Source organism: Occallatibacter sp. FHG110214_02 (assembly GCF_059115385.1).
Genome location: NZ_JBZYWK010000015.1, coordinates 1 through 23,279, shown reverse-complemented (window position 1 = coordinate 23,279; position 23,279 = coordinate 1). Strand labels below are relative to the sequence as shown.

Genomic DNA, 23,279 nt, shown 5'->3' with positions numbered 1-23,279 from the left:
AATTTATGACGAGCGAAAACCAGAACCACGCCCCGAACGGCGCCAAAAACCACGAGACCGAGAGCGCTCCCGACCACGCGCCCGTCTCCGGCCGCGGCGCGACCATTGCAATTGTCGTTGTCCTGGTGGTCGTGGTGGCGCTGGCCGTGCACGGTATCTTCAAGCGGCATCACGACAGCGAAGTGCTGGCCGACACCACCAACGAGCTGGCTGCTCCTTCGGTCATCGCGTTGCCCGCCAAGCCCGGCGCGCCCACGGACAACTTCATCCTTCCTGGCAACGTTACGGCCTACTCGGACTCGCCCATCTACGCCCGCACCAGCGGCTACCTGACCAAGTGGTATTACGACATTGGCGCAAGCGTAAAGAAGGGCGCGCTGCTTGCGACGATTGCCACACCGGAACTCGACCAGCAGCTCGCGCAGGCGCAGGCCGACCTTGTTACCGCCGAGACCAACGCGAAGAACGCGCATGTGCAGGCCGACCGCTACAAGGGCCTCGTCGGTTCTGATGCGGTCTCCAAGTTCGACACCGACACCTTCGTCACGCAGGAAGCCGCAACCGCCTCCGCCGTGAAATCCGCACAGGCCAACGTGCAGCGCCTGAAGGAACTGCAGAGCTTCGAGAAGATTTACGCGCCCTTTGATGGCGTCATCACCTCGCGTTCGGTGGACAACGGCCAGCTCATCACCGAAGGCTCCACGCAGGAGCTCTTCCACATGCAGGCCGTGCACACGCTGCGCGTTTACACCAACGTTCCGCAGATTTACACGCCGTCCATCAAGCGCGGCGAGAGCATTGACCTCACCTTCCCCGAGCATCCCAACAGAACGTTCCAGGGAACGCTCGTGCGCACCGCCGACGCGCTTGACCCCTCCAACCGCACGCTGCTTGTCGAGGTCGATGTGGAGAACAAGAGCGGCGAGCTGCTTCCCGGCTCGCTTGCTCAGGTGCACTTCAAGACTGCTGCCGTTGGCCAGACCTTCATCATCCCCGCATCGGCTCTCATCTTCCACAAGGAAGGCATGCAGGTCGGCACCGTGGTCAATGGCAACATCGCCAAGATTGTGCCCGTCACCATTGGCGAAGACGACGGTGCAACCGTGCAGATTATTGCTGGCCTCACCGGCGACGAAAAAGTTATCCAGGACCCGCCTGACTCGCTCGTTGACGGTGAAAAGGTGCATCCGGAAACCCCGAATCACGGCTCCAACCAGCCCGGCGGAGGCAAGTAAGCATGCGGAAGCAGTCCATTATTTCCGCCGCTGGCCTTGCCGCATTGGGCCTGCTGGCGGGTTGCAAGCCGGTCGGTCCCAACTACTCGCGCCCGCAGCTCACCGCGCCGCCTGCGCCTGCTTATAAAGAATCCGGCGGCCCGAACGTCACCACGCCTCCGCCCAACCCCGACGGCGGCGCATGGAAGCCCGCCACGCCTTCCGACGGCATGCTCAAAGGCAACTGGTGGGAGGTTTACAACGACGCGGAGCTGAACAAACTGGAAGTGCGCATCGCCACCGACAACTACGCCGTCAAGCAGGCCACGGAAAACTATCTCGCCGCCCGCGACCAGGTTGCGGCAGTGCGCGCGCAGTTTTACCCGCAGCTTTCCGCAGGCCCCGGCTTCGCGCACTCGCGGGAGTCGGCTCGCCGTCCGCAGTCCACTTCACCCGTTCCGCCCAACTTCAACGACCTGACTTTGGCTGGCTCGGCAAGCTGGGAGCCCGACTTCTGGGGCCGCATCCGCCGCAGCGTAGAAGCAGCCCGCGCTAACGCGCAACTCACTGCTGCGGAAGGCGCCAACCTCACGCTCTCGCTACAGGCTGAGCTTGCCGCTGACTACTTCCAGCTCCGCGGCCTCGACTCGCAGATTCGCCTGCTCAAGTCCACCGTCAGCGACGATGAAAAGCAGCTCGACCTGACCACGCGCCGCCGCAACGGTGGCGTGGCGACCGACGTAGACGTAGCGCAGGCCCGCACCGAGCTTGAAACCGTGCGCGCGCAACTCGTGGACCTGAATGTGGCCCGCTCCACCTTCGAGCACGCCATCGGAACCATCGCCAACATTCCGCTGCACGACTTCAGTATTCCGTTCTCACCGCTTGACCTGCCGCTGCCGCAGATTCCCGTAGGCGTGCCCTCGCAGCTTCTTGAGCGCCGTCCAGACATCGCCGCCGCCGAGCGCCAGGCGCAGGCCGCCAACGCGCAAATCGGCATCGCTATCAGCGCCTACTACCCCACCATCAGCCTCAACGGCACGGGCGGCTTTGAAAGCACCCACGGCGGCACATGGATTCAGGGCCCCAGCGCGCTCTGGTCGCTTGGTGCATCGGCAACGGAACTGCTCTTCGACGCAGGCCAGCGCCACGCCCTCACCGACCAGGCCCGACACCAGTACGAAGCGCAGGCCGATGGCTACAAGAACACGGTTGTCACTGCCTTCCAGGACGTGGAAGACAACCTCTCCACGCTGCGCACGCTCAACGATGAAACCGCAGTCGAGCAGGGCGCAGTCGCCGCCGCGCAGCACTCGCTCGATCTCTCCAACCAGCGCTACAAAGGCGGCGTAACCACATACCTCGAAGTCATCACCGCGGAAACCACGCTGCTCACCAACCAGCGCACCCTCACCGACCTGCAAACCCGCCAGTTCGCGGCAAGCGTCCAGCTAATCCGCGCCCTCGGCGGAGGATGGGATACCACGCAGTTGCCGAAATAAAGCAGGGTACGGGGTTCAGGGTACAGAAAACTAAGGCTGCATCGGTTATTCGGTGTAGCCTTTCTGCTTTGAAAGCTAAATTATTCCCGTAAGTTTGGGTGCCCAGGTCCGTGTTTTCGGACCTGGGATAGCTCAAAGCCCCGTTCTCCCACCATCAAGCTAAAAGCTAGAAGCTAACAGCTAAAAGCTGCCTTTTCACTCCGCCCGCAGCGCCACCACCGGATCAACAGCAGCCGCTTTCCGCGCCGGCAGATAACTCGCTACCGCAGCCGCAGCCGCCAGCACCACTGGCACCGCAACAAACGAAACCGGGTCGAGCGGGCTCACGCCGAAGAGCAGCGACTTCATCAAGCTCACCAACCCCGCCGCCGCGCCCACGCCAATCACCACTCCAATTGCCGTCAGCACCATCGCCGAGCGAACAAACATCCACCGCAGCCCGTCCTTCTGCGCTCCCAGCGCCAGCCGAATCCCAATCTCCCGCGTGCGCTGCGACACCGAGTACGAAATCACGCCGTAAATTCCGATGATGCTCAGCAGCAGCGCCATCGTACCCGCAATCGCCAGCATCACCAGCGTGAACGAAGTCTGCGCCATCGACCTTGTATAAAGCTGCTGCAGCGTGCCCACCTGTGCCAGCGGCAAATCCGCATTCACAGACCACACCGCCTGCTGCATCTGGTTCAGCAGGTCCTCCGTGCCCACGCGGCTCGTGTGCATTGCAAACGAGACAAACCGCAGCCCAATCATCGCCGGAGGCGGCGCAAAGCGTTCGTAAAACATCGTAGGCCAGTAGATGATGCCGGGAGCCGCCGTATCCACGCCGTGCACATACACGTCCTGCACCACGCCAATCACCTCCTGCCATGGCGAATCGTTATACTTCTTCAGTCGCTTGCCAACCGCAGCCGCAGCAGAGCCCCAGTTCTCCTTCGCAAAACTCTCCGAAACAATCACCATAGGCCGCACGCCTTCCAGGTCATCCCATGTAAAGTCGCGGCCCGCCACCAGGCGCGTTCCCAGCGTCGCAAAATATCCCGGCGAAATGTAGTTGTAGAGCTGCATCGGCCCATCGCCGCCCGGATACGCCTTTCCCTCCACCGCAATCAGGTCATAGTTCGGGTCATCCCCATCCATCGGCATCGCGGCTCCAAAGCCAACCGAAATCACGCCCGGAATCGCCCCAAGCTTGTCCATAATCTCGCGCTGCATCCGCGCCACTACATGCTGGTCGTCCGCCATCTGCGCCGGGATAAAGATATTCACGGTCTCGATATGCGCCGCATCCTGAAAGCCCGGCTCAACATGCCGCAGCGCCGCAAAGGTGCGAATCATCAGCACGGAGCTCACCAGCAGCACCATCGCCATGGCCACCTGCGCCACCACCAGCACATTGCGCGAGCGCTGCTGTGCGCGCCCCACGCTTGCCGTGCGGTTGTTGCCAACCATCATCGCCGCGCCCTTCATCCGCGCATACTTCAGCGCCGGAATCGAACCAAACAGCAGCCCCGAGAAAACCGACAGCGCAAACGTAAATCCCAGCGAGCCGGCATCAAATCGAATCTCGCTCAGCCGCGGCAAATCCACCGGCCCCATCGCCGCCAGCAAACGCAACCCCGCATACGTCACGCCAATCGACACCACGCCGCCCATCAAACCCAGCACGACGCTTTCCATCAGCAGCTCGCGCACAATGCGTCCGCGACCCGCACCCAGCGCTGCGCGAATCGAAAGCTCCTGGTGCCGCGTCTCCGCACGCACCAGCAGCAGATTCGCCACATTCACGCACGCAATCAGCATCACCAGCCCCACTGTCGCCATCACCACCCACAGCACGTTGCCAATGTCGCCAACCACCTGCTGCTTCAGCGGACGAAAGTTCGGCCTTATCTTCCACACCTCGTAGTAGTGCGGATTCGACCCCGGCCCGTTCGACCACGAATCCATCCATAGTCCAATCAGCCGCGAAACATCCGCATCCGCCTGCGCCAGCGTTACTCCCTGCTTCAGCCGCGCAATCCCCGCATACCCAAACCCCGCCAGCTTCTGGTTCGTCGGATCAATCGCCAGCGGAATCAGCACGTCAAAGTCCTGGTCCACTACGCGAAAGTTCTTCGGCATCACACCCACAATCGTGCGTGTCTGAGCATTCACCTGCAGGCTGCGGCCAATCACGCCACGGTCACCGCCAAACCTGCGCTGCCAGTAGCCATAGCTCAACATCACGGACATGTCTCCGCGCGGGTCCTGGTCCGCCGCCGTAAACCAGCGCCCTGCCACAGGCGGAACAGCCAGCGTCTCCAGCACTCCGCCGCTCACAAGCACCGCATTCACTTCTTCCGGCTGCGCAATCCCCGTGATGTTCACGTTCTTCGTCGTCAACACGCCCATCGACTCAAAGCTATGGTTGTGCTGCGAGAAGGTCAGGTACATCGACCGCGAAAGCTGCAGCCCGTTGCTGGCATCGGACAAGCCACCCGCTCCCGGCGCATCCAGCCGCAGATACGCCAACTGTTCCGCATGCGGATAAGGCAGCGGCTTCAGCAGCACATCATTCACCACGCTAAAGACTGCCGTGTTCGCGCCAATGCCAATCGCCAGCGTCAGCAGAATCGTCACCGCAAACCCCGGAGCCTTCCGCAGCCGCCGCAGCGCAAACCGCGCATCGCTCAGAGCAGACTCAAGCCACGCCCACTGCCACACCTCTCGGCTGCGCTGTTCCATGAGCGTAGCGTTGCCAAACTCCCGCCGTGCCGCCTGTTCGGCCTCTTTGCGCGTCATGCCGTCAGCCACAAGCTCATCGGCACGCTCATCAATATGCTCCTGAATGGAGACAGAAATATCGTCATACCGCTTCTGCCGCGAGAAAAAGCTCATACTCACTCCTATTCGGCTCGAAGAGCCTGCATGGGATCAACGGATGCAGCACGCATGGAGGGAATATACGCAGCCAGAATGCCCGTCAGCGCCACCACAACGCAAACAGTCGAAAGCACCAAAGGATTGCGAGGCTCCACGTCATACAGTACGGTTGCGAGCACGGACGCCGATGCAAGCGATGCCGCAACGCCAATCGCAATTCCGGTAAACAGCAGCACGGCAGCTTCACGCAGCACCATCCCCATCACGGAGCTTCGTTGCGCCCCAAGAGCCAGCCGCACGCCAATCTCACGCGTTCGCCGCGATACCGAGTACGCGATCACTCCGTAAAGCCCAACCACCGTCAGCAGCAACGCCAGCCCTGCAAAGGCTCCCAGCAGCACCATCGCGAAGCGCGGCTGGCTCAGTTGCAGCGAGAGCAGTTCCGGCATGGTGCGTACTTCCGTCACCGGGATATCGCTGTCCATCGAAGCAACCAGCCGCCTCACTTCCGGCTCAAGGCTTGCCGGATCGAACGATGTGCGTACCGCGGAATACAGGCAGCACCACTGCGGAACCTGGCTGGCGGGCACATACATCATCGGAGCCATCTCAAGCTGCGTGGCGTAGTGCCGCACATTGCCCACAACGCCCACGATGGTGCGCCACGGCGAACCCTTCTCCGGACTGCCGCCCACGCCCGGCTTAAGCTTCTTTCCAATCGGATCTTCTCCGGGAAAATAGCGCTGCGCAAATGCCTGGTTCACCACCATCACCTGCGGCGCATTCACGTTGTCTGCCTCGGTGAAGTCGCGGCCCTTGATCACCGGAACCTGTAACGTCTGAAAAAAACCGGGAGAGTTGAGCGAAAGTTCCGCGCCCGACAGTTGGCCCTTCGGAACAGGATGCTCCGGATTCTCAAAGGTGATAACAGCCGAATCATTCACCATGGGCAGAAACATGGTTCCGCCCGCGGACTTCACTCCCGGCAGAGCGCGCAGCTTCTCAAAATACTCCTGGTAGAACTGTGGGCGCGTGTCCTTGTAGCGAGAGTCGGGCGTCTCAAAAGTAAAAGTCAAAACGTGATCGGGACGGAAGCCTTCATCCATGCGCGTCAGTTTCACAAAGCTGGTAATGAGCAGCCCCGCTCCGGCAGTCAGCACAATCCCCAGCGCCACTTGTCCCACAATCACCGCCGAGCGAAGCCAGTCGTGGCTGGAAACATCGGAGCGTCCGCCTTCCTTCAGCGTGGAAACAAGATCTACCTTTGCGGCAGTTAGTGCGGGAACAACTCCGAAGACGATTCCGGACAGCAGCGCTACTGCCAATGCAAATCCCAGCACCGGCAAATCTACTCCCGCATCTGCCGCGCGCGGAACGCTATCGCCAATGAGCCTAAGTACAACGGGCGTGCAGACAAAGGCAAGCACGCATCCCGCAACGCCACCTGCAAGCCCCAGCAAAAGGCTCTCCGCTAAAAGCTGCCGCACAATTCTCATCCTGCCTGCGCCCAGCGCGGAACGCATTGCAATCTCGCGCTGCCGGTCTCGCATCCGCGCCAACATCAGATTGGCAATGTTGCCGCAGGCAATCAGCAGCACCAGCACCACCGCGCCCAGCACCACCATCAGCAGCGTACTCGTATCGCCCAACACGGACTTGAGTTCGCTTTCCACCTGCACAAAGCTGTGGCGCGTGTTCGTCTCGGGATACTGTTTCGCAAGCCTCGCTGCAATCGCCTTCATCTCCTGGTCAGCCTGTGCAATGGAGACTCCGGGCTTCAGCCTTCCCATCACGGAGAAAAAATGTACTCCGCGATTGTTGGTAAGCGGGTGCGGATCAGCGGGATCGTCGTCTTCCGCCAGCGTTGTCCACAGGTTGTTCTTCGGCGCCGTCACCGGAAAACGGAACGTTGCCGGCATAACTCCGATAATTGTGTAGCTCTTTCCGCTCAAGCGAAGAGCATGGCCGACGATGGAAGGATCGCCGGCAAACTGCGACTTCCACAAATCATGACTGATAAGGAGAACGCGTGTTCCGCGCTTCTCATCCTCGGGCGAAAATGCACGACCCAGCTCTGGTTGAATGCCGAGCGTCGGAGACATCTCCCACGAAACAACTTCACCACTCAGCCGCACCGGGCGCTCTATCCCAGTCAGTGTGTACGACACGTCATGATATGAGAGCATGTGCTCGAAGCTATGATTCTGGGCGCGCCAATCGAAGAAATCCGGATAGCAGACATTGCTCGATTCGTACTGCTGATCCTGGCTTGTTTGCACTTCTACAAGCTGTTGTGGCTTGGCATACGGCAGCGGACGAAGCATTACCGCATCCACAACGCTGAACACAGTTGTATTCGCGCCAATGCCCAGAGCCAGGATCGCCATGACAACCGCGCTGAATCCCGGAGCCTTGCGTAATTGCCGCATTGCGTACTTCAGGTCAGCCCATAAGCTTTCGACGAATGCCCACTGCCACACCTCTCGGCTGCGCTGTTCCATAAGCGTAGCGTTGCCAAACTCCCGCCGTGCCGCCTGTTCTGCCTCTTTGCGTGTCATGCCATCAGCCACCAGCTCATCGGCACGCTCATCAATATGCTCCTGAATGGAGACAGAAATATCGTCATACCGCTTCTGCCGCGAGAAAAAGCTCATACTCACTCCTATTCGGCGCGTAGCGCTTCGGTTGGATTCACTCCAGACGCCTTCCATGCAGGCTGCAACGTTGCCAGCGTTATAGGAATAAGCAACAGCAGAGCAGCCAGAAGATAGACCGGCGCGCTTGCAGGATCGACGCCGTAAAGCTGGCTCACAAGAAAACGGCTCAACACAAGAGCTACACACGCGCCGATAGCCATGCCCACCGCAGCGGCTGTTAAAGTCCGCCGCATAAAGTGGAGCGAAATCTGTTTCCGCGTTGCGCCTAAGGCCATGCGTACGCCTATTTCCTGCGTTCGTTGCGCCACGGAATAAGCCACCACGCCGTAGATACCCACGCAGGCCAGCAACAGCGCTGTGAATGCAAAAAATGCAACCAGCAGAATATTGAACCTCGGCTGCGCAACAGCCTGGTCAAGCAGATCGTCCATTGTGCTTACGTTGCCAATAGCTTGCTGTGCATCAACCTGGTGCACTTGTTCCCTGACAGCCTCAATCAACTGTTCCGGAGGCAGATGCGAGCGAAGGATGAAATAGCGCTGCACCACTCCGTCATTCACCATGTCCGCAGGCCAATAAATCTCCGCGCCCGGATGATTCGCAATCGAACCCGCTGTTCCGCGCACGTTGCCAATCACTCCCACAATCTCAAACGAGTCCTTGCCATACAGCAAGTGCTTTCCAATGGGGTTTCCATCCGGAAGATATTGCTGTACCAACTGCTGGTTTACCATGATGCGGATAGGTTTTGCATTCAGATCAGCTTGCGTAAAGCCGCGCCCAGCCAGCAGCGGAATCCCCATTGCCTTGAGATAGTCGCCGGCAATATGCCGGTCTTCGGCATTGATTTGCGGATGATTGGGAATACGCGGAAGCCAGTCTGCATCGAAGCTGCTTCGCAGTTGCCAGTTAATCGTCGGCAGTGCGTCAATCTGCCCAACGGCAATTACGCCCGGCAGCGACTCAAGTCTCTGCTGCACGCCTGTGTAGAAATTGTGGGTCTCCGCGTCCTTGGTGTACCACGGCAAATTGATAGAGAACGTCAGCCGGTGGTCGGGTTCAAAGCCAAGCGGAGACTTCACAAGTTTCCAGAATGACTCGCCCAGCAAAGATGCCCCAATCAGCAGCACCAGCGAAAGCCCCACCTGAACTGCGATAAAACCGTTACGCACCTTATTTCCGGATGTGCTGCTGAGTCGCGAGTCACTATGTTTCAAGCTCGTATTCAAAGCCAGACGGCGGCTCATCGAGGCAGGCACAAGGCCAAACGCAACTCCCGTGAAAACCGAAATGCCAAGCGCAAACCACATCACCGGCCAGTGCATTTCCACAACGCCCGGCGTTCCAAGCCGCCCAGGTAGCTTGCCGGAGGTTGCATGCACAAGCACAAATGCGGAAGCCAGGCCAATCCCTCCGCCAAGCAGTGCCAGCAAGATGCTCTCTACAAGAAATTGCTGCAGGATTCTGCGGCTGGATGCTCCCAGTGCTCTTCGCAAAGCCACTTCGCGTTCCCGCGATGTGGCGCGCGAAGACAGCAGGTTGGCAACGTTGATGCAGGCAATCAGAAGCAGAAAACCGGACGTGCTCAACAAGACCAGCAGCGCAGGCCGAAGCCCGCCATAGAGGTCATCTCGTAGCGTCTCACTTGTGAATTGCCACACCACATCGGTGGATGGATATTCCCGCTGCAGCTGCTCTCCAATGCGCTGAAAGTCCTGCTGCGCTGTCGCAAGCGACGTGCCTTCCTTCAATCGCGCAAAAACGTTAATAAAGCGCGTGCCTTCATTGCGGCTAGTCGTCCAGCCTGGTGTGAAGTGCGCCGGATGCCAGAGGTCGATTCCTGCTGGCTCGGCAAAGTTTTGCGGCATGATACCGACAATGGTCGCGGCTTCTCCTGCGAACGCCACTTTTTTATTGAGCACGTTGGGATCGCCGCCAAAGATTCTCTGCCAGCCGGAGTAGCTCAACACAATAGCATCGGGCACATAAGGCTGGTCTTCGCTCTCGTTAAAAGTGCGGCCCAGCAACGGCTGTACATCAAAGACCTTCCAGAACTCCCAATTGGTACTCACACCTTTGACGGCAACGGGCAGGTGCGTATCCCAGACAAGAGTTTTGCGGTCAAAGTAAAAGAAGCTCAGGTTTTCGATGGACCTTGTACGAGCATGCAGGTCAAAGAAGCGAAGCACGCCCATCATTCCCGCCGTGGATTGCCCTTGCAGCCGTTCATCCTTGATGTGGATGATGCGTTCTGCGTGAGAATACGGCAGGCTGCGCAGCAGCGTTGCATACACCAGCGTAAAGATGAGCGTAGTCGCCCCGATGCCAAGCGCCATCGTCAGGACCACTGCTACGGCAAACCCCGGCCATTTTCTAATCTGCCGTAAGCCCTGCTGCATATCTGCCCATAGCGACTCCAGACGCGCCAACTGCCACACCTCGCGACTACGCTGCTCCATGAGCGTGGCATTGCCAAACTCCCGCCGCGCAGTCTGCTCGGCCTCTTTGCGCGTCATGCCGTCAGCAACAAGTTCGTCAGCACGCTCATCAATGTGCTCCTGAATCGATACCGAAATATCGTCATAGCGGCGACGGCGGGAAAAGATTTGCCCAAGCAATCCCATGGTGAGCCTCCGGATTTCTGGCAGTTATGCCTTGGCAATAGCCAGCACGCGCGTAATCCCCGCAAACATCCGCTCAAAACTCACAACTTCTTTTTCAAGATGCCGAATCCCCGCCTCGGTAAGCCGGTAAATGCGCGTAGGGCGGCCTTTCGCCGAAACCCCAGCCTCCGCCTCCAGCCAGCCTTCCTTCAGCATTCGCTGCAGCGCCGGGTAGAGCGAGCCTTCCTCCACTTGCAGCAGATCGTCGGAAACCTCTTTGATGTGCTTCACAAGCGCATAGCCGTGCATGGGCTTCAGCCGCAGTGACTGGAGAATCATGATCTCCAGCGCCCCCGGAAATAAATCGCGATGATGAGGGTTTTTCGCCATGCAGGGAGAATACGCCTAAAATACCTATTTTGAAAATAGGTATTTTGGCATTGCATGCAGCTACTGCGGCCTGGCGGCCGCCAATCAGCCTCCGCGGCGCTCCCTGCGGAAGCCTGCAAAAATATCTATAAGACATTGTTTCTATAGGCTTTTCGCTTTTTATGGCCTTTGCTGCTTATTTATAAACCCCTGTCCCCTGCACCCCGTCCCCTGCACCCTGAAGATTTTCCGCCAGGAAAATCTTCGTGTAATCCAGATAGTTCTTCGCATATTCCAGAATCAGCTCGCGGTCTTTATCGCCCAGCTCACGGCGCAGCTTGCCCGGCACGCCGGCCCACAGCGTCCGCGGAGGAACCACCGTATGCTCCGGCAGCACGGCCCCGGCGGCAATAATTGACCCCTCGCCGATGCGGCAGTCATTCAGAATAGTCACGCCCATGCCAATCAGCACAGCGTCCTCCACCACGCAGCCGTGCACCGTGGCGTTGTGGCCAATCGTTACCCAGTCGCCCACCGTTACGGAGTAGAGGTTCCGCTGCCCATGCAGCACGCAGCAATCCTGCACGTTGGAGTTGTTTCCGACGCGAATCGAGTTCACATCGCCGCGAAGCACCGCGTTGAACCACACCGAGGAGTTTTCCCCCAGCGTCACGTCTCCCAGCACCTGCGCCGACACATCCACATAGCTGCTGGCGGGAATTTTCGGCCAGCGCCCCTGGTAGCTGCGAATCATAACTTCCTCCGTTCGTCTGTAGCTGCCTTCACAAATAGATGTTTTTCAATGCGTTACAAAGGTAAAGCTATAGCCGCAAGGGTTACGTGCAAGCCTCAAGCGCTTGCCACTGGCTCTTCAGGCAACAATCCAGTATCATAGATGAGAGCAAATTCTGAGTAAGCCTGTCTTATGAGCTTTGTTCAAGGTTGCCGCTCCCCGGTGGGCGCGTCAACTTAAGCGCTGTGGCTTCGAGATACAGCAACTCAGAATTTACTATGGCCGCCCAGGCAGGTTTGGAGGTGTATACCCTTTGGCGGAAGTTCGTGTTCAAGAAGGCGAGCCGTTAGAAAACGCGCTGCGCCGCTTTAAGCGGAAGGTTCAGCAGGAAGACATCATCAAGGAAGTCAAGCGTCACTCCTACTACCTGAAGCCGGGCGAAAAGAAGCGCGTCAAGGCTGCTCTGGCCCGCAAGCGCAATCGCAAGAAGGCTCGTAAAGAGCAGGACTAACTTAATAGGGCTCTTCCGCCGGCGGCACAAAGCAGCCGGCGGAAGGAATCCTGAAACGCTTTACAAGTTCAAAACACCACACACAGTCGTTCCCCCGCACGCAGTCTTTTTACCTGTCGCCCGGTTCATCACATCAATAAAGGCGGCAGCTTAAGGTACAGGCAACACTCTCCTCCGACGGTGGGTAGCCATTGCCCCTGATTTAGTAAACCCTTCTCCGGAAGGTGCGTTGTTTTGCCGCTTATTTATTTGCGGCCGGGCCCAGGCAGTACATAGAAGTGCGGATTAGGGGAACGGGACCGGCTCACGCGCGCAGATTATGGCCGATCAACAGGATTTCCCTGTCTTTTGGGAAGCCGGTCATGGAATTTACCGATCAAGTGCTCACGTGTGTGGATTGCGGTAACGAGTTCGTTTTTACCGCTGGCGAACAACTCTTCTTCCAGGAAAAACACTTTACCAATACGCCCAAGCGCTGCAAGCCCTGCAAGGCAAAGCGCGCCTCTGGCGGAGTGCGTGTACGCGCGGAAACGCGCACCACGTGTTCCGAATGCGGAAACGAGACCACAGTCCCTTTTCGCCCCACGCAGGGCCGCCCCGTGCTCTGCCGCTCCTGTTTTCAAAAAGCGGCGCCCGCGCGAACGTAGGCCACTGCTCTTTGTCACCCATCTCACTGCAACGCTGTGAGATGGCAGACTGCGGCTTCACAAATTATAGGTTCTAACACCTTTTGGTTCTATAGAAATATAGCTTCGCCTCTCACACACGCAGAGCTATCACCACTCTGCGCGTGTAAGAAGCTTTTACCCCGTACCCTGCTTTACTTCTTCAACGCCCGGTGCCCAATATCCCGCCGGAAGTAGATCCCCTCGAAGCTGATCTCTCCCATCGCCTGGTAGGCCCGGCCCAGCGACTCTTCCAGCGTCTCTCCGGTAGCCGTAACCGCCAGCACGCGTCCGCCCGCCGTCACAACCTGCCCATCTTTCAAGGCTGTGCCCGAGTGAAACACCTGCACGCCCGGCACCTTGGCGGCGTTCTCCAACCCGCTGATCGGATACCCCGTGTGATACTTCCCCGGATACCCAGCCGAGCTTGCAACCACGGTAGCCGCGGCCCCCGGCGTCCACTTCAGCGCCTTCTCGTTCAGCTTGCCGTCAATGCAGGCCTCCAGCAAGTCCACAAGGTCGCTCTCCAGCCGCAGCAAAACCGCCTGCGTCTCCGGATCGCCAAAGCGTGCATTGAACTCCAGCACCTGCGGCCCGCGCGGCGTCATCATCAGCCCCACATACAGCACGCCCACAAACGGAGTCTCCTCCGCAGCCATGCCGCTGATCGTCGGCTCCGCAATATGCCGCAGAATCCAGTCCGTCATGTTCGCATCCAGCAACGCGTCGGTCGAGTAGACGCCCATTCCGCCCGTATTCGGCCCCTTGTCGCCCTCGCCAATCCGCTTGTGGTCCTGCGCCGGAGCCAGCGGAACAACGTGCGCCCCATCACTCAGGCAAAGCAGGCTCAGCTCCTCGCCTTCAAGAAACTCCTCGATAACAATCTGCTCAGCTTTCTCTCCCAGCAGCTTGCCGGAGAAAAGCCCATCCACCGCCTCCAGCGCCGTTGCGCGAGACTCGCAGATAATCACGCCCTTGCCCGCAAACAGCCCGTCAGCCTTCACCACAATCGGCGCGTGGAAATGCTCCACCGCCTCGTGCGCCTCGGCCAGGGTGGTGCAAACCGCATACGCCGCTGTAGGAATCTTGTGCCGCTGCATAAACCGCTTGGCAAAGCCCTTACTGGTCTCCAGCATCGCGGCCTCTTGCGTAGGCCCAAAGGCGCGAAAACCGCGCTCCTCCAAAGCATCCACAATGCCCAGCGAAAGCGGCAGCTCGGGCCCCACGATGGTCAGGTCAGGTCGCTCAGCCTCGACAAGCGCAATCATGGCATTCAAATCGCCAACATTCACGGGCACAGTGCGAGCAATCGCCGCCATACCGCCGTTGCCCGGCGCGCAAACCAGTTCAGTAACCTGCGGAGAACGCAGCACAGCCCAGGCAATCGCGTGCTCCCGCCCGCCCGCGCCAAGAATCAGGACTTTCATCAGTCAGTTATTCCCTTCGTAAAAGCCTATGGTCAGCAATCACACAACCCTAAGTCAATGTGCGATGGAAACCCAGCGATAAGATGGTTGCAGAAGCCATGCCCAACCGCCGCATCCAGCCCCATATCGAGCAGCAGGAAGCCGCCGCCCGCCGCGCCGCGCAAACCCGCACCTTCCAGCGCAACCAGGTCTTCGGCCTGCTCTTTTTCGCGCTGGCTATTCTGGCATGGTGGTACTTCCACGGCAACAAAGCATGGCTCTGGATCCCAAACTGGTGGAAGCCATAAGTGAAGGGTACGGGCTTCAGCCCGTACATCCCTGTCGCAAAAGAAACTGGGCTTTAGCCCCTGAGGGAATCTCCCACTCACATGCCGCATAAACTAGCTCTGTGAGCAACACCAGCACATCCGAACCGCTCGCGGTCCTCCTGCTCGGCCCCACCGGCAGTGGCAAAACCGCGCTCTCGCTCAAGCTCGCTGAGTTCTTCAACGGCGAAATCGTAAACTGCGACTCCGTAGCCGTCTACCGCGGCATGGACCTCGGCTCCGCCAAGCCCACACGCGAAGAGCGCAAACAAGCCCCGCACCATCTCATCGACGTAGCCAACCCCGACGAGCCCTACACCGCTGGCGAGTACAGCCGTGAAGCCCGCGCCGCTTTGCATGAAATCGCAAAACGAGGCCGTCTCCCCATCGTCACCGGCGGAACCGGCCTCTACCTCCGCGCCCTGACGGAAGGCCTCTTCGCCGGACCCACGCGCAGCGAGGACCTCCGCGACCGCCTACGCGCCAGCGCCGAAAAACATGGCCCCAACTGGCTTCATCGCGTTCTCACCAAACTCGATCCCGCAACAGCCGCCCGCATCCATGCCAACGACACCCCCAAGCTTATCCGCGCCATCGAAGTCACTCTCGCTAGCCGCAAGCCCATGTCCGAGCAGCTAACCCGCGACCCGCTCACCGGCTTCCGCTTGTTGCGTATCGGCCTCAACCCGCCCCGCGCAGCGCTTTACGACCGCCTCAACCGCCGCTGCGCCGAAATGTTCGCCTCAGGCCTTATCGAAGAAACCCGAACCCTGCTCACTCGCTATGGCCGAGTAAAAGCTCTCGACTCCCTTGGTTACAAGCAGGCTCTAGCCATCCTCGACAACATGCTCACCGAGCCCGAAGCCATCGCCGCCGCGCAACAGGGCCACCGCAACTACGCCAAGCGCCAGCTCACATGGTTCCGCCGCGAGCCGGAAGTCCACTGGCAAGCCGACTTCGGCGACACCCCTGCCACGCTCTCCGCTGTCCTCCACCTCGTCCGCGCGAATCTTTTCCCCTCCTGAACGACTCTTTAGGTAGGGCAATCTGGTAGGCCGGGGATTAACCCCAGCCAATCGCCCCTTCCGCTAAACTGAAGAGTCACAAGCAACCGAACGGAGCAAACCTTGGCAGACGCAACTTCCGAAATCCTCTATGACGTAGCCGTACTCGGCTCCGGCCCCGCCGGTTATACCGCCGCCATTCGCGGAGCGCAGCTTGGCCTCAAGGTCGCACTCATCGAAGCGGAAAAAGTCCTCGGCGGCACCTGCCTCCACGTCGGCTGCATCCCCACCAAGGCCCTGCTCTTCAACGCCGAAATCTGGGACCATCTCAAGCACGCCGCAGCCTACGGCATCGACGGCATCGGCACGCCCCAGCTCAACTGGTCCGCCGTCCAGCAGCGCAAGACCGGCATCGTCAACAAGCACACCAAGGGCCTTGAGTTCCTCATGAAGAAGAACAAGGTCACGACCATCTCCGGCTACGGCCGCCTCACCGGCCCCGCAGTCGATGGCATCCACACCCTTGAGCTCACCACCGCCGACGGCGCCAAGTCCGAAGTCAAATCGAAGAACATCATCGTCGCCACGGGCTCTGAAGCCCGCACGCTCTTCAACATCAAGCCCGACGACCGCATTCTCACCAACATTGAAATTCTCTCCATCCCCGAGCCGCCCAAGTCCCTCATCGTCGTCGGCTCCGGAGCGGTCGGCGTGGAGTTCAGCTCCATCTTTCGCAGCTTCGGCACAGAAGTGACCATCGTCGAATTCCTCCCGCGCATCGTCCCGGTAGAAGACGAAGAAATCTCCAAGGAGCTAACCCGCCTCTTCAAAAAGCGCGGCATCGACGTCAACACAAGCTGCACCGTCGAGAGCATTGAAAAAACCGAAACAGGCGTGAAAGTAACGTGGAAGACCGCCGCAGGCAAGCTCGTCGAAAAGGAAGCCGACAAGGTGCTCGTAGCCGTAGGCCGCGCCCCGCGCACCGGCGGCATCAACATCGAGAAGACCAAAATCGAGCTGGACCGCGGCTTCATCAAGGTCAACGAAGCCCAACAGACCGCCGAGCCCGGCATCTACGCCGTCGGAGACATCGTCGCCGGCCTGCCGCAGCTCGCCCACGTCGGCGGCATGAGCGGCATCGTCGCCATGTACGCCATTGCGGGCCGCAAATTCCGCCCCGTCCGCCGCGACCGCATCCCAGGCTGCACCTACACCGAGCCGCAAATCGGCTCCGCCGGCCTGACAGAAGCGCAGGCCAAAGAAAAAGGCTACGAAGTCAAGGTAGGCAAATTCCCCTTCGCCGGAAACTCCAAGGCAACAATCGTGGACTCCCACGACGGCTTCGTAAAAATCGTCTCCGACGCCAAGTACGGCGAGATTCTCGGCGTCCACATCATCGGCCCGTCGGCCACCGAGCTAATCGCCGAAGCCGTAGCCGTAATGGAATTGGAAGGCACGGTAGACGAGCTGATGTTCACCATCCACGCCCACCCCACGCTAGCCGAAGCGTTGCTAGACGCCTACGCCGCCGTAGAAGGCAAAGCCATCAACGCATAAGGCGCCGCGTGTAACACGAATTGCGCGAAGCACAATTCGTGTTACGATGCGCCACATGCGGAGAATTCCAGCTTCCCTGTGCGCAGCCCTCGCATGCGCAAGCCTGATCTCTATCCACGCCGTCGCACAAGCCCCCGCGCACCCCCGCGACGCGCAGATTCACGATGCCGACACCCGCGCATGGTGGCACCTCACCGAAGCGCTCTCGAACGATGGCATGGAAGGCCGCGACACCGGCACCGCCGCCTACCAGCACGCCGCCGAGTTCGTAGCCGACCGCTGGAAGCAAGCCGGCCTCCAGCCCGCCGGAGAAAACGGCAGCTACTTCCAGGCCGTCCCCATGCACCAGGTCGATGTAACGCCCGAAGGCACCAGCTTCCTCGTCACGCGCACCTCAGGCGAAGCACTCCCTCTCCGCTTCCTCGAAGAAATCACTGTCACCCCAACCGCCGCGCCCAACGGCATCGAAGGCGCACTCGTCTTCCGCGGCTACTGCGGCAAAAACGATGTAGGCCCCGACGTAGCGGGAAAATTCGTGCTCTGCTTCGGCACGCAGCGGCAGGGCCTCCCCAACGGCGGCGAGCGCACAACCAGCGTCCGCGCTGCCGGAGCCGCAGGAATTATCAACATCGACGACCCATACTTCTCCATCGAGCCGCCGCGCTGGCCCTTCGCCTACTCACGTTCCGTCTCGCTGAAACAAGGCAGCAGCGAACGCCACAGACCATCCGCAGACGGCAAGCCCTTCCTCTCCATGCGCCTCAGCGCGGCAGCCTTCACCAATCTGCTAAAAGGCTCCGGCCAGGACGCCGCGGAAATCCTCAAAACCGGCGGCGCCAAACAGCCCCTCAAGAGCTTCGACATCCCCGCCCGCCTCGCCGTCAAAGTCACCACCACGGAAAAGGAAATAAGCTCTCCCAACGTGCTCGCAGTCCTCCCCGGCACTGACCCAAAACTCAAAGACGAATACGTAGTAGTAGCCGCGCACCTCGACGGCTATGGCTACGGCACTCCCGTCAACGGCGACGCCCTCTACAACGGCGCGCTCGACGACGCAGCCTACGTCGCGCTGCTCACGCAAATGGCAGAAGACATGAACCCCGCCCTGCGCGCCGCGCATAAATCAGACGGCCTCTCACTCCCGCAGCCCAAGCGTTCCATCCTCTTCTGCGCCTTCACCGGAGAAGAAAAAGGCCTCCTCGGCTCCAACTGGTTCGTCGCGCACCCCACCATCCCGCTCGCTCAAATGGCCGCCGACATCAACCTCGACCAGCTCCGCCCGCTCTTCCCGCTCAACATCCTCACCGCCATGGCCATCGACGAAACCACCCTCGGCGCAACCACCAAACAAGTCGGCGCAAAAATGAGCATCGAGCTGCGTGCCGACCGTGAACCCGAACGCGGCCTTCTCCGCCGCGCCGACCAGTTCCCGTTCCTCCGCGCAGGCGTCCCGGCCATCTCCTTCGTCTTCGGCTTCGACCCCGGAACCGACGCCGAAAAGCGCTACCGCGAGTGGTATCAGGTCCGCTACCACCGCCCGCAAGACGACCTTACGCAGCCCATGGACTTCGACGCCGCTACCAAATTCAATCTCTTCTTCTACCGCCTCGTCGGAGCCGTAGCCGACACCTCTCAGCGCCCCGCCTTCCTCCCCGGCAGCCAGTTCCAGCACGGGCAATAACCATCCGCGCCCCCGCACCCCAACAGTAACCTCAAACATTCACTGCTTCTTCGCTGTAAGTTATTCAAAAAGTGAGAAAATAGGAGGTAACAATGGCCGATTCCTGCAATTTATCCAGAACGGCCTGGAGTTGTGACTCATGCTGCGGGTTCTCTCTACGCATCTATTTTTGAATCAGCGCCTGCACCCCGGACTGCTCGAAACGATCCGGGGCACGGGTGTACAAGCGGTTGAAATCTTCGCCGCCCGTCAGCATTTCGACTACACCAGCCGCGACAGCGTGCTGGAGCTTGCCAATTGGTTCCGTTCCAACCCGCTGGAAGCCTTCTCCATGCACGCGCCACTCTTTCCTGACCGCGAAATGGGCCGCGCCGGCGCTCCCGCCGTCAACGTCGTTCACCCGGAAAAAGCCCGCCGCATCGACGCCATGGACGAAATCAAGCGCGCCCTTGAAACCGCCGAGCACATCCCCCTCAAGTTCCTCGTCGTCCACCTCGGCGAGCGCACCGATACCTGGTCGCAGCGCACCATGGAGTACTCACTCACCGCGCTCGAACACCTCGGCGCATTCGCAGCGCCCCTTGGCGTCAAGCTGCTCGTAGAAAACCTCATCAGCGAGCCCACAACACCCGAGCGCCTGCTCACGGTCCTCGACCTCGGCCATCTCGATAACGTAGGCGTCTGCCTCGACCTCGGCCACGCCAACTGTACCGTTGGCATCCCGGAGGCAGTCTCCGTCCTCGCCAAGCGCGTCAAGTCGCTGCACTTTCACGACAACCACGGCATGCGCGACGAACATCTCTGGCCCGGCGACGGCGACATCAACTGGGAACAGACCACAAGCCTGCTGAAAGCCATTCCCACGCCCCCCGCGGCCGTGCTCGAAATCGGCTACGCCCTCGGCGACAATCCCGCCGACATCCCCGCCAAAATCCAGAGCGCCTTTGCCAAGCTCGGCGAAAACCTCTCGGAATAAGCGCGAATCAGTAAGCCCGCGCCGTCCGCATCGATTTTGCCGGTCCTGAAACAGGGCCGGCATGAATCCCCACCGGCTGCGGAGTAGCCTTCGGATTCAGCTTCGTCACCGCCCACTTCGCCACCAGCACCTTCGCATCCACACTGCCCAGCCCCGTCGCCAGGTTGTATGTCTCGCCCGTCGCTGCAAATCCCGTCACGCCCGGCACCGAGTTCGTCCCGGAAGCCGTCTCATGCCACGCTCCCGGCTCCGCCTTCGCCAGCATATACAGCGCCGAATTCACATTCCCCTGCCAGCCGCCCTGCGACTCCACCACCAGCGCCATCACCGACGCAAAGCTCGGCGTAGCCGCAGACGTACCGCTCACCACCCACTGCGACCCGTTCTCAATCACCACATAGCCATCATGCGCCGCCGCCGTCAGCGCCACATCCGGCACCGTCCGCATCGCGTTCGCCGTCACGCCCGTTTGCCACGACGGCTGCGTATACACCGTGCTCACCCCGCCGCCCGTAGCCCAAAGCCCATAGCCGTTGTCCGCCGCGCTCTCATTCCAAACCTGCTCGGGAATATACCCCAGTGCCGACCCGTTCCCCGAGCCATTCGCATCCGTCCAGTACTCCTGCGCGTCTGCCGAATCCTCAAACTCCGTTCCGCCCACGCAGGTCGCATACGGAGACGAGCACATCCCATTCACCGCCGCCTGCGTGCCTTCCTCATCCGTTCCCGCATTGCATCCCGCCGCTCCCTCATCGCCGGATGCCACAAAGACGCTCATCCCCTCCGCCGCTGCCTGCTCCCAAAGGCTGTTGTAAAACGCCATCTCCGCCGCGCCCATCGCCTGCTCGCACTCGGCATAGCTCACGCTCACCACCGGCGCAACAGCATGGTTCACAACGTAAGCCGCTGCCAGGTCCACCCCATCCGTAGTCGCCGAAGTCTTTCCAGCTACCAACGTCACCTTCGCCGCCGGAGCCATCGCCCCCGCCCATTCCACATCCAGCGTCGACTCAATCTGGTCGCCGGTAACCAACCCCGGGTCCTTGCCCGGCAAAATCACCTCCGGCTTGCTTGCCGGCAGCCCCGCCGCCTTGCGAAATGCCGCCACATCGCTCTCCTGCAGATTGCTCCGCCCCACTACAGCAATCCCCACGCCCTTACCCGCCGTGCCATCGGTGTAAAGCGGAGCTGCGTCATAAATCGCCGCCATATCCGCCGGGTAGAGATAGTGAAAGCCCCCCGTATCCCACGCCCCGCGCGAATCCTGCTTTTGCGCGACAAGCGGCTTGTTCACATGCAAAGCTGACCGCCGCCGCACATCATGCAGCGAAACCACCCCGGCCACCACTCCCGCCAGCGCCGCCGGAACCTCCGGGTCCCGCACATTCGCAATATGTTCCACAGCAGAAGAGCCAATCCCCATTGCAGCAAAGCGGTGCATCGGAGCTGCAAAGGCATCCTCTACCTGCGCCGCCGAGCCGGAAAAGCAAATCACCCGCCGCCCCGCCGCCACCTCGTCTACAGAGAACCCATGCCCCTCAAGCCACGCCGTTACCTGCGCCACATCGCCGGCATCCGCTCCAAATCTCGCCCCAAAATCCTCCGGCGTCACCCAGCGATGAAACTCCGCAGCCCCCGGCTTCTGCTGCGCCGCCACCAGCGCATCCAGCGCCGCCTGTTTCTGCGCAGAAGGCTTCAGCAGCAACATCATCTTTTCAAGCTGCAGCCCACCATCCACCGGCCCCATATCAATGCCGGCCCGCACAATGGCAGGCGTATTTCCAGTCAGAACCACCCGACGGCTCTCATCCAGCCGCAGCTCCGGAGCTAAATCCGGACGCACCAAAACCTTCCCCGGCGTCTGGGCCGACACCGTCAAGAGAGAACCAGGCACATACAAAACAGTAGCCAGGAGCACAGTTGCCCCAGCATGGGTAAAACGAAAGTTGTCCAAGGGTCGCTTCCTTCTCTAGGAGAGCTTTTTTGCGCAGCGGCCCGCGCCTTTATCGATATGCCGCTTTCTTAACTCCCTCTAATCTAGTGTTCCGGCGCGCAAAACATTAGCAAAATTCTTTCCGCCACTCGTCACAAAGGTACTCCGCACAGTAACCAAAGGTACTTGGAAATAAAGGTACTTACCGGCTATTTCGTAAGTGACTCAAACCTATACAAAAACCGTACCCAACCCCGCACAGGCATTGTCTGGATTTAAGCCACCAGGGCACTGGGTAGGCCGGGGATTTATCCCGGCAATCAGAAGGCCTACAAAAGCACAGGGCTTTAGCCCCTGAGGTATGCTTTTACCCCAAATCTGTCGTGCCCCATCCTTGCGGTTTTTTTCTGCTGTACCGGGGCCCCCGGCGAGCGATTTGTGCTCGCTGGGGTGGAGAAGGGTGGGAACTCATACCCCCGTCCTCAATCCCCACAAACCCGTCGCATTACTTCCTCCGCGCCAAATTCTCCGCCACGCGAGCCTTCACAATCTTCTTCACCAACGCCGCAGGCAGCGGCCTCTCATGCGAAAACTGCAGCGTCCCCTTCGCCGTCCGGTACCGCGCCACGGCCTCGCCCATCGCATCCATCAGCGCCGCCGACATGGGAAACAAGCTGCAATGCCCTTTAAACGCCGCATAACTCACCAGCACGCCCTTATACCGGAATGCCGGCATCGCATAGCTCATCCCCTCGGTAGCCTCCTCCGGCACAGCTGCGCGAATCGCCTCCCGCACCTTCCCCAGCGTAGAGCGAGCCGGTTCCGGCACCGCCGCCAGGTAAGCCTCCACCGCCTCCAAATCCGACCCACCGGCCTTCTTCATGCCGACCCTCCAGAAAAAGGATGATATCAACATGATTCCGCACTGAAAACATTATTCGACTTTTTAGCCTCGCACATGCCGCAGCAATAGAGTTGCCTTTACTAGTCCCTAGGCCGTATCGACAATTAGGTTAAGGATGATGGCAGAGCAGGCGAGTGCGACGAGGGCTTGGAAGCACGTTTTCGATTTCTCGTAGCGAGTGGCGAATCTGCGGAACTGTTTTAATCTGCTGAAACAGCGTTCGATGCGGTTGCGCAGCTTATACAAGGTTCTGTCGTACTCGCGCTGCAGCTTGCGGTTGGAGCGCGGCGGAATCACCGCCTGGGCTTTCATCGCCACTTTCACATGCGCGACGATCTTGTCCGAGTCGTAGCCCTTGTCGGCAATCACGGCCTCG

General features: G+C 60.0%; 18 protein-coding genes. 9 read left to right on the top strand and 9 right to left on the bottom strand.

Annotation, left to right across the window (positions count from 1 at the left end; genetic code table 11):
* The first annotated feature begins 5 nt into the window (after positions 1 to 5).
* Entirely contained in the window at positions 6 to 1,235 is a 1,230-nt protein-coding gene (locus tag AC5S3R_RS13845) for an efflux RND transporter periplasmic adaptor subunit (RefSeq protein ID WP_494267656.1), read from the top strand.
* A 2-nt stretch (positions 1,236 to 1,237) separates the two neighbouring features.
* Positions 1,238 to 2,716 (top strand): efflux transporter outer membrane subunit, encoded by a 1,479-nt coding sequence (locus AC5S3R_RS13840; RefSeq protein WP_494267655.1) that lies wholly within the window; start codon positions 1,238 to 1,240, stop codon positions 2,714 to 2,716.
* A gap of 195 nt (positions 2,717 to 2,911) precedes the next feature.
* On the opposite strand, the gene AC5S3R_RS13835 is transcribed toward AC5S3R_RS13840, so the two are convergent.
* The 5 genes from AC5S3R_RS13835 to AC5S3R_RS13815 form a co-directional block, all read right to left on the bottom strand.
* Positions 2,912 to 5,593, bottom strand: a complete 2,682-nt coding sequence (locus AC5S3R_RS13835) for an ABC transporter permease (RefSeq protein WP_494267654.1) — start codon at positions 5,591 to 5,593, stop codon at positions 2,912 to 2,914.
* An 8-nt stretch (positions 5,594 to 5,601) separates the two neighbouring features.
* A complete protein-coding gene (locus AC5S3R_RS13830; protein ID WP_494267653.1) occupies positions 5,602 to 8,232 on the bottom strand; it encodes an ABC transporter permease in 2,631 nt (876 codons plus the stop codon).
* An 8-nt stretch (positions 8,233 to 8,240) separates the two neighbouring features.
* Positions 8,241 to 10,859, bottom strand: coding sequence for an ABC transporter permease (locus AC5S3R_RS13825; protein ID WP_494267651.1), 2,619 nt, complete (start codon positions 10,857 to 10,859; stop codon positions 8,241 to 8,243).
* Between the two features lie 24 nt (positions 10,860 to 10,883).
* Entirely contained in the window at positions 10,884 to 11,228 is a 345-nt protein-coding gene (locus tag AC5S3R_RS13820) for a PadR family transcriptional regulator (protein WP_494267650.1), read from the bottom strand.
* 175 nt (positions 11,229 to 11,403) lie between these two features.
* On the bottom strand, positions 11,404 to 11,961 hold the full coding sequence (locus tag AC5S3R_RS13815; protein WP_494267649.1) for a gamma carbonic anhydrase family protein: 558 nt from the start codon (positions 11,959 to 11,961) through the stop codon (positions 11,404 to 11,406).
* A 292-nt stretch (positions 11,962 to 12,253) separates the two neighbouring features.
* Between AC5S3R_RS13815 and rpsU the strand changes: the two genes are divergently transcribed.
* A complete protein-coding gene (gene rpsU / locus AC5S3R_RS13810) occupies positions 12,254 to 12,451 on the top strand; it encodes a 30S ribosomal protein S21 (RefSeq protein WP_026448468.1) in 198 nt (65 codons plus the stop codon).
* Positions 12,452 to 12,813: 362 nt separating this feature from the next.
* Positions 12,814 to 13,098, top strand: a complete 285-nt coding sequence (locus AC5S3R_RS13805) for a zinc-ribbon domain containing protein (protein WP_494267648.1) — start codon at positions 12,814 to 12,816, stop codon at positions 13,096 to 13,098.
* A 173-nt stretch (positions 13,099 to 13,271) separates the two neighbouring features.
* Here the strand turns inward: AC5S3R_RS13805 and purD are convergent, their stop codons facing one another.
* The gene (gene purD, locus AC5S3R_RS13800) at positions 13,272 to 14,543 is read right to left on the bottom strand and encodes a phosphoribosylamine--glycine ligase (protein ID WP_494267647.1); all 1,272 of its coding nucleotides are present in this window, start codon (positions 14,541 to 14,543) and stop codon (positions 13,272 to 13,274) included.
* 83 nt (positions 14,544 to 14,626) lie between these two features.
* On the opposite strand from purD, the gene AC5S3R_RS13795 reads away from it, so the two are divergent.
* The 5 genes from AC5S3R_RS13795 (at position 14,627) to AC5S3R_RS13775 (ending at position 20,066) form a co-directional block, all read left to right on the top strand.
* Positions 14,627 to 14,830 carry a hypothetical protein gene (locus AC5S3R_RS13795; RefSeq protein ID WP_494267646.1) on the top strand — a complete coding sequence of 68 codons (204 nt, stop codon included), beginning with the start codon at positions 14,627 to 14,629 and terminating at the stop codon, positions 14,828 to 14,830.
* Between the two features lie 101 nt (positions 14,831 to 14,931).
* Positions 14,932 to 15,873, top strand: coding sequence for a tRNA (adenosine(37)-N6)-dimethylallyltransferase MiaA (gene miaA, locus AC5S3R_RS13790; RefSeq protein WP_494267645.1), 942 nt, complete (start codon positions 14,932 to 14,934; stop codon positions 15,871 to 15,873).
* A gap of 102 nt (positions 15,874 to 15,975) precedes the next feature.
* Positions 15,976 to 17,409 carry a dihydrolipoyl dehydrogenase gene (gene lpdA, locus AC5S3R_RS13785; RefSeq protein ID WP_494267644.1) on the top strand — a complete coding sequence of 478 codons (1,434 nt, stop codon included), beginning with the start codon at positions 15,976 to 15,978 and terminating at the stop codon, positions 17,407 to 17,409.
* 55 nt (positions 17,410 to 17,464) lie between these two features.
* Positions 17,465 to 19,090 carry a M28 family metallopeptidase gene (locus AC5S3R_RS13780; protein ID WP_494267643.1) on the top strand — a complete coding sequence of 542 codons (1,626 nt, stop codon included), beginning with the start codon at positions 17,465 to 17,467 and terminating at the stop codon, positions 19,088 to 19,090.
* 139 nt (positions 19,091 to 19,229) lie between these two features.
* Positions 19,230 to 20,066, top strand: coding sequence for a sugar phosphate isomerase/epimerase family protein (locus tag AC5S3R_RS13775; protein WP_494267642.1), 837 nt, complete (start codon positions 19,230 to 19,232; stop codon positions 20,064 to 20,066).
* A 7-nt stretch (positions 20,067 to 20,073) separates the two neighbouring features.
* Here the strand turns inward: AC5S3R_RS13775 and AC5S3R_RS13770 are convergent, their stop codons facing one another.
* From AC5S3R_RS13770 to AC5S3R_RS13760, 3 genes are all read right to left on the bottom strand, one after another.
* A complete protein-coding gene (locus tag AC5S3R_RS13770) occupies positions 20,074 to 22,020 on the bottom strand; it encodes a S53 family peptidase (protein WP_494267641.1) in 1,947 nt (648 codons plus the stop codon).
* A gap of 484 nt (positions 22,021 to 22,504) precedes the next feature.
* The gene (locus AC5S3R_RS13765) at positions 22,505 to 22,882 is read right to left on the bottom strand and encodes an iron chaperone (RefSeq protein ID WP_494267640.1); all 378 of its coding nucleotides are present in this window, start codon (positions 22,880 to 22,882) and stop codon (positions 22,505 to 22,507) included.
* Between the two features lie 108 nt (positions 22,883 to 22,990).
* On the bottom strand, positions 22,991 to 23,279 hold a 289-nt coding region (locus AC5S3R_RS13760), incomplete at its 5' end, for a transposase (RefSeq protein ID WP_494267639.1).

Coding starts and splice junctions, on each gene's coding strand:
- AC5S3R_RS13845 (WP_494267656.1), top strand. CDS start 6: ATGACGAGCGAAAACCAGAACCACGCCCCGAACGGCGCCAAAAACCAC.
- AC5S3R_RS13840 (WP_494267655.1), top strand. CDS start 1,238: ATGCGGAAGCAGTCCATTATTTCCGCCGCTGGCCTTGCCGCATTGGGC.
- AC5S3R_RS13835 (WP_494267654.1), bottom strand. CDS start 5,593: ATGAGCTTTTTCTCGCGGCAGAAGCGGTATGACGATATTTCTGTCTCC.
- AC5S3R_RS13830 (WP_494267653.1), bottom strand. CDS start 8,232: ATGAGCTTTTTCTCGCGGCAGAAGCGGTATGACGATATTTCTGTCTCC.
- AC5S3R_RS13825 (WP_494267651.1), bottom strand. CDS start 10,859: ATGGGATTGCTTGGGCAAATCTTTTCCCGCCGTCGCCGCTATGACGAT.
- AC5S3R_RS13820 (WP_494267650.1), bottom strand. CDS start 11,228: ATGGCGAAAAACCCTCATCATCGCGATTTATTTCCGGGGGCGCTGGAG.
- AC5S3R_RS13815 (WP_494267649.1), bottom strand. CDS start 11,961: ATGATTCGCAGCTACCAGGGGCGCTGGCCGAAAATTCCCGCCAGCAGC.
- AC5S3R_RS13805 (WP_494267648.1), top strand. CDS start 12,814: ATGGAATTTACCGATCAAGTGCTCACGTGTGTGGATTGCGGTAACGAG.
- purD (WP_494267647.1), bottom strand. CDS start 14,543: ATGAAAGTCCTGATTCTTGGCGCGGGCGGGCGGGAGCACGCGATTGCC.
- AC5S3R_RS13795 (WP_494267646.1), top strand. CDS start 14,627: ATGGTTGCAGAAGCCATGCCCAACCGCCGCATCCAGCCCCATATCGAG.
- AC5S3R_RS13780 (WP_494267643.1), top strand. CDS start 17,465: ATGCGGAGAATTCCAGCTTCCCTGTGCGCAGCCCTCGCATGCGCAAGC.
- AC5S3R_RS13775 (WP_494267642.1), top strand. CDS start 19,230: ATGCTGCGGGTTCTCTCTACGCATCTATTTTTGAATCAGCGCCTGCAC.
- AC5S3R_RS13765 (WP_494267640.1), bottom strand. CDS start 22,882: ATGAAGAAGGCCGGTGGGTCGGATTTGGAGGCGGTGGAGGCTTACCTG.